We start from the raw sequence: 2,283 nt of genomic DNA, 5'->3' as shown, positions 1-2,283 counted from the left end.
GGCCTCGGGGGTGTGGTCGGGGGTGTGCGAGGTGGTGGCCAGCCTCAGGATTCGGTCGATCCAGGCTGTGCCCTCGTGACGGTAGGAGCGCAGCCACCAGAACCAGCCCATGGCGAGGGCGAGGGCGGCCGCCTCTGGTTCGTCGCCTGCCGTGAGGGCGCGGTCGAGGGCCGTCCGGATGTTGTCCAGCTCCGTCTCCAGGCGGGAGATCCAGGGGAGCTGGTTCGCGGAACGCAGCTGTGGGTCCGCCTCCTCGACGAGCGCGCGCACCCACGCGCGGTGGCGGCGCTCGGCCGCGAGTCGCGGTGCGGGGAGCTCGGCGGCGCGCTCCACGGCGTACTCGTGGATGGTCTCCAGCATGCGGTACCGCATGCCGTCGGAGCCGTCCCGCTCGCACGGGGCGGCCACGATCAGGGACTTGTCGACGAGGGCGCCGAGGACGTCCGCGACCGGTCCGGTGCACACCGCCTCCGCCGCCGTGAGGTCCCAGCCGCCGGCGAAGACGGACATTTCGCGCAGTGCTGTGCGCTCATGGTCGTCCAGCAGGTCCCAGGACCAGTCGACGACGGCGCGCAGGGTCTGCTGGCGGGGCAGGACCGTGCGGCTTCCGGAGGTGAGGAGGCGGAAGCGGTCGTCCAGGCGGTCGGCGATCTGCCGGGGGGTGAGCAGCCGGAGCCGGGCGGCCGCCAGCTCGATGGCGAGCGGGAGTCCGTCGAGACGGCGGCAGATCTCCGCGACGGCCTCCTGGGCGCGGTCGTCGCGCAGTGCGGTGGCGGCGTCGGGGCCGACGGCCGCCGCGCGCTCCGCGAAGAGGCGGTGTGCCTGGTCGGGGAGCAGGGGCTCGACCGGGCGCACCAACTCGCCGGGAACGCCCAGGGGTTCACGGCTGGTGGCGAGGATCGTGAGGCCCGGGCAGTGGGTGAGGAGCGTTTCGGCGAGGGTGGCGGCGGCGCCGATGACATGTTCGCAGTTGTCAAGGATCAGGAGTTGGCCGCGCTGGGCGCAGTACTCGATGAGCAGGGCGACGGGGTCGTCCTGGGGGGCCGTGAGCTCGTTGGTCATGAGCACGGTCTCGCGCAGACCGAGCGCGTTGACCACCGCGCCTGGTACCGCCTCCGGCCGGTCGAGCGGGGCGAGCTCGACGAGCCATGCCTGGGGGACGCCGGTGGCGGCCTCCTCGGCGAGGCGGGTCTTTCCAGAGCCGCCCGGTCCGGTGAGGGTGACCAGTCTGGCCCTGTGCAATTCGGAACGGATGGCGTCGAGTTCGAGTTCCCGGCCCACGAACGAGGTAAGGCGGGGGCGGAGGTTGCCGGTTTGTTCGAGGGGTGTCGGGGCGGGAGGTCGGCGGTTCGTTGCGGGGTTCGCTGTGGGGTTCGTCGCTGGGGTCGTCGTGGGTTCTGGTTCGGGTGGGCTCAGCAATTCTGTGTGCAGGGCGCGGAGTTCCGGGCCGGGGTCGGTGCCGAGGCCTTCGGACAGGGCTCGGCGGGTGGATTCGTATGCGGCGAGGGCGTCGGCCGGGCGGCCCGTGTCGCGCAGGGCGCGGATGAGAAGGGCGTGGAGGGGTTCGTCGTACGGGTGTGCCGCGGTCAGTTCCTTCAGTTCGGGTACGGCTTGGTGGGCGCGGCCCAGGCGTAGGTTCGCCTCGATGCGGGAGCGGGTTGCCTCCAGGCGCAGGGACTCCGGGCGGGTGGCGGCGGTGTCTCGGTCGGGGAGGTCGGCCAGGGCGGGGCCGTGCCACAGGGTGAGGGCGGTGGTGAGGGTTCGGGCGGCGGTGGCGGGGTCGTCGTCGGCCAGGGCTGAGGTGCCCTCGTGTACTAGGCGTTCGAAGACGTAGAGGTCTATGTCGTTCTGGGTTGCCGTGAGGCGGTAGCCGCCGGGGGCGGAGGTGATGGCGTCCTTGCCGAGGGTGCGGCGGAGGCGGGCGATCAGGGCCTGTAGGGCGGCCTGGGCGTCCCTGGGTGGGGCGGTGGGCCAGACCTCGTCGATCAGGGTGTGGGGGGTGGTGATGTGGCCTGGGCGTAGGGCCAGGGCGGTGAGTAGGGCGCGGAGGCGGGGGCCGCCGAGGGGTATGACGGTGCCCTGGTCGTCCGTTGCCTGGGTGACGCCCAGGATTCTGTACCGCACTGGGTCATTGTCGCGGGGGTGGCTGTGAGGGGCAGGGGTTTTCGCCCCCGCCGCCCCTACCCGTCCCATCCTCTGAAGGGGCTCCGCCCCTTCGACCCCGCCAGGGGGCTGCGCCCCCTGGCTGTCTCTTATACACAAAAACGAGCCCCCCATACCTGT

At 72.2% G+C, this 2,283-nt stretch carries 1 protein-coding gene; it reads right to left on the bottom strand.

Translation table 11 applies throughout. The annotated features are described in order from the left end of the window. The coding region (locus tag L0P92_RS43880) for an AfsR/SARP family transcriptional regulator (RefSeq protein ID WP_234768722.1) at positions 1–2,124 on the bottom strand (2,124 nt) is incomplete at its 3' end. Positions 2,125–2,283: the final 159 nt, after the last annotated feature.

The organism is Streptomyces muensis, from assembly GCF_021474425.1.
GTDB classification, from domain to species: domain Bacteria; phylum Actinomycetota; class Actinomycetes; order Streptomycetales; family Streptomycetaceae; genus Streptomyces; species Streptomyces muensis.
This window is presented reverse-complemented; position numbering and strand designations above follow the sequence as displayed.